The 3,958-nt window shown below is 60.3% G+C and carries 2 protein-coding genes; both read right to left on the reverse strand.

What is annotated here, in order from left to right; all coding sequences use genetic code 11:
- Positions 1 to 40: 40 nt before the first annotated feature.
- Positions 41 to 1,309: a YeaH/YhbH family protein gene (locus tag JYJ84_RS30395; protein WP_011351906.1), complete on the reverse strand. Its 1,269-nt coding sequence runs from the start codon at positions 1,307 to 1,309 to the stop codon at positions 41 to 43.
- A 125-nt stretch (positions 1,310 to 1,434) separates the two neighbouring features.
- Positions 1,435 to 3,357: a PrkA family serine protein kinase gene (locus JYJ84_RS30400; RefSeq protein ID WP_043182748.1), complete on the reverse strand. Its 1,923-nt coding sequence runs from the start codon at positions 3,355 to 3,357 to the stop codon at positions 1,435 to 1,437.
- Between the last annotated feature and the right edge of the window lie 601 nt (positions 3,358 to 3,958).

Genomic DNA, 3,958 nt, shown 5'->3' on the forward strand with positions numbered 1-3,958 from the left:
GGCGCATAGCCGCGCGACTCGTTGTGCAGATGGCGGGTCGTCATGACATTTCCACCTGCTTTTCGAACAATTCGCGAAACACCGGGTAAATGTCGGCAGCCGATTCCACTTTTTTCATCGCGAGATGCGGCTGAGACAGGGCCAGTTGCGCGTATTCCAGCCACAGGTTCTGCTCTTCCGGCGCGACCTGGATATACGCGAAGTAACGCGTCTTCGTGAGGATATCCTCTTCCAGGATTTTGCGACACTTGGGCGAATCGTCCGTCCAGTTGTCACCATCGGACGCCTGCGCGCCGTAGATGTTCCACTCGGTCGGCGAGTAGCGCTCGTTCATCACCTTGCGCATCAGCTCGAGCGCGCTCGACACCACCGTGCCGCCGCTCTCGGTCGAATGGAAGAAGGTGTCTTCGTCGACTTCCTCGGCACGCGTGTGGTGACGGATGAACACGACCTCGATGCGCTCGTAGTTCCGCTTGAGGAACAGGTAAAGCAGGATGAAGAAGCGCTTCGACAGATCCTTGCGCTGCTCGTCCATCGAGCCCGACACGTCCATCAGGCAGAACATCACGGCCTGGCTCGACGGTTGCGGCTGCTTCACGCGGTTGATGTAGCGCAGGTCGAACGGATCGATGAACGGAATCCGCCAGATGCGCCCCTTCAGGTGATGGATCTCGGCTTCGAGCACCGCGATCTCCGCGCGCCGGTCTTCCGGATCGCTCTTCATCGCCTCGAGCTGCGCCTCGAGTTCGCGCAACTCGTTGACGAGCGGCGAGCCGAGCGCGATGCGGCGACCGAGCGCGCTGCGCAGTGAACGCACGACGTCGATGTTGTTCGGCGTGCCTTCCGCCGACCAGCCCGCGCGTACGTTCTTCCAGCTCGGCACCGTCAGCAGGTGCGTCTTCACGAGGCGTGGCAGTTCGAGATCGTCGAAGAAGTACTGCATGAACTCGTCGCGCGACAACTCGAACACGAAGTCGTCCTGCCCTTCGCCCTCGTTGCTCGCCTGACTGCCTCCGCCACCCGAGCCGCCCTGCGGACGCGGGATCTTGTCGCCGCGCACGTAGTCCTCGTTGCCGGGGTGCACGTATTCACGACGTCCGCCAGGGCCGTGCCGAAAATTCGGCTCCGCGATGTCCTTGCGCGGGATCGTGATGCTCTGCGTGCTCTGGATATCCTTGATGCTACGGTCGCGCACCGCGTCGGACACGGCACGACGAATGTAGTTCTTGACGCGACGCAGAAAGCGTTCGCGGTTGGCGATACTCTTGTTCTTGCCGGCCAGCCTGCGGTCGATGATTTGATGAAGCACTCCCGGTCTCCCGCTCGAAAGTCGATACGCCGGGACGCTCGCCGCACATGCCGTATCCCGTCATGCGGGCGGCGTCTCTGAAAACACCCGTACGGCGACGCCGTACGGGCGCGGTACCACGCGCGTCATGACGACTTGCGCACGCGCAGGTACCAGTCGCAAAGCAGCCTCACCTGCTTCGGCGTATAGCCCTTCGCGACCATCCGGTTCACAAAGTCCTCATGCTTGCGCTGTTCCTCCGCCGAACCCTTTGCGTTGAACGAAATCACCGGCAACAGTTCCTCGGTGTTCGAGAACATCTTCTTCTCGATCACGACGCGCAACTTCTCGTAGCTCGTCCACACGGGGTTCTTGCCGGCATTCGCCGCCCGTGCACGCAACACGAAGTTCACGATCTCGTTGCGGTAATCCTTCGGATTACTGATGCCGGCCGGCTTCTCGATCTTCTCCAGCTCCGCGTTCAGCGCGGCGCGGTCGAAGCTCTCGCCCGTGTCGTGATCGCGGAATTCCTGATCCTGGATCCAGAAGTCCGCATACGTGACGTAGCGGTCGAAGATGTTCTGGCCGTACTCCGAATACGACTCGAGGTAGGCCGTCTGGATCTCCTTGCCGATGAATTCCGCGTAGCGCGACGCGAGCACGTCCTTCACGAAGGACAGGTACTTCTGCTCGGTTTCCGGCGGGAACTGCTCGCGCTCGATCTGCTGTTCGAGCACGTACATCAGGTGCACGGGGTTGGCCGCGACCTCGCTCGAATCGAAGTTGAACACGCGCGACAGGATCTTGAACGCGAAGCGTGTTGACACGCCCGTCATCCCTTCGTCCACGCCCGCGTAGTCGCGGTATTCCTGGTACGACTTCGCCTTCGGATCGGTGTCCTTGAGATTCTCGCCGTCATACACCTGCATCTTCGAGAACAGGCTCGAATTCTCCGGCTCGTGCAGGCGCGACAGCACCGAGAACTGCGACATCATCTTCAGCGTGCCCGGCGCGCAGACGGCCTCGGCCAGCGACGAGTTGCGGATCAGCTTCTCGTAGATCTTGGTCTCTTCCGATACGCGCAGGCAGTACGGCACCTTCACGACGAAGATCCGGTCGAGCAGTGCCTCGTTGTTGCGGTTGTTGCGGAACGCCTTCCACTCCGACTCGTTCGAGTGCGCGAGGATGATCCCGTCGAACGGAATCGCGCCGAAGCCCTCGGTGCCCTTGAAGTTGCCTTCCTGCGTGGCGGTGAGCAGCGGGTGGAGCACCTTGATCGGCGCCTTGAACATTTCGACGAACTCGAGCAGGCCCTGGTTCGCCAGGCACAGGCCACCCGAGTAGCTGTACGCGTCGGCGTCGTCCTGCGCGTACTGTTCGAGCTTGCGGATATCGACCTTGCCGACCAGCGACGAGATGTCCTGGTTGTTCTCGTCGCCCGGTTCCGTCTTCGCGATGCCGACCTGCCGCAGGATCGACGGATAGCGGCGCACCACGCGGAACTGGCGGATGTCGCCGTTGTATTCGTGCAGCCGCTTGACGGCCCACGGACTCAGGATGTTCTTCAGGTAGCGGCGCGGAATGCCGTACTGTTCCTCGAGGATCGGGCCGTCTTCGTCGTAGTCGAACAGCCCGAGCGGCGATTCGTTGACGGGCGAGCCCTTCAGCGAATAGAACGGCACGCGCTCCATCAGTTGCTTCAGACGCTCGGCGATCGACGACTTGCCGCCGCCCACCGGGCCAAGCAGATAGAGGATCTGCTTCTTCTCTTCGAGCCCTTGCGCAGCGTGACGGAAATACGCGACCACTTGCTCGATCACTTCCTCCATTCCGTAGAACTCACGGAATGCCGGATAGACCTTGATGACCTTGTTCGCAAAGATCCGCGACAGGCGCGGCTCGTTGCGGGTATCGATGTGTTCAGGTTCCCCGATTGCTGCCAGCATGCGTTCACCAGCCGTCGCGTACGCGGATGGATCGTTCTTGCAGAGCGCGAGATACTCCTCCAGCGAGAGCTCTTCCTCTCGCGTTTTTTCGAAGCGGTTCGCGAAGCTGCTGTAAATATCCATGCTACCTCCCTCGCCTGAGTCTGAAGACGTGCCTGCCTTCGTACGACTGCGCAGAAGCAAGCGCGTTCGAATTCATCCTAAACCCTTTCTTATTTTTTTTCACGAACTCTTCGTATGAAGTTCGTCATTCTCGACAACACCGCTTGGACAACACATTTCGTCGTTTTACAATCGATCTCCCGAGCCGCAGAAACTGCATCCGTCACGTCTCGTCGAACGACGGAACGTCTTGTGCGTTGGACACATTCGACGTCGTCACTTCCCCCCTTCATCTCTATACGTTCGAGCAGCCGTTTGCGACGACACGTTGCGCGCGCCGTTACAAATTTTTTTCGCAGCGCCCTTACGGAGATACCCGTACAACGGATGCGGGAACTTCACCTGTACCCACCTGTGCACGCATTCGTCGATGCAGGTCACGCGATGCGCGCGACGATGCACGATCGTCATTCATGCACATCGCGTGTCACATTTTTCCGTCGCAGAAACGACGACGCCCGCATGTCGCGGGCGTCGTTCGTCACCAAATGGGGATAGATGCGCGACACGCGCGAATCAGAAGGTCTCCCAGTCATCCGCGTCCGCGGTCACGGCCGTCTGC

The organism is Burkholderia sp. LMG 13014, from assembly GCF_905232215.1.
In the GTDB taxonomy this organism is placed as follows: Bacteria; Pseudomonadota; Gammaproteobacteria; order Burkholderiales; family Burkholderiaceae; genus Burkholderia.

What these genes read in the sequence shown, in the direction of transcription:
- JYJ84_RS30400 (WP_043182748.1), bottom strand. Translation starts at nt 3,357, where the DNA reads ATGGATATTTACAGCAGCTTCGCGAACCGCTTCGAAAAAACGCGAGAG.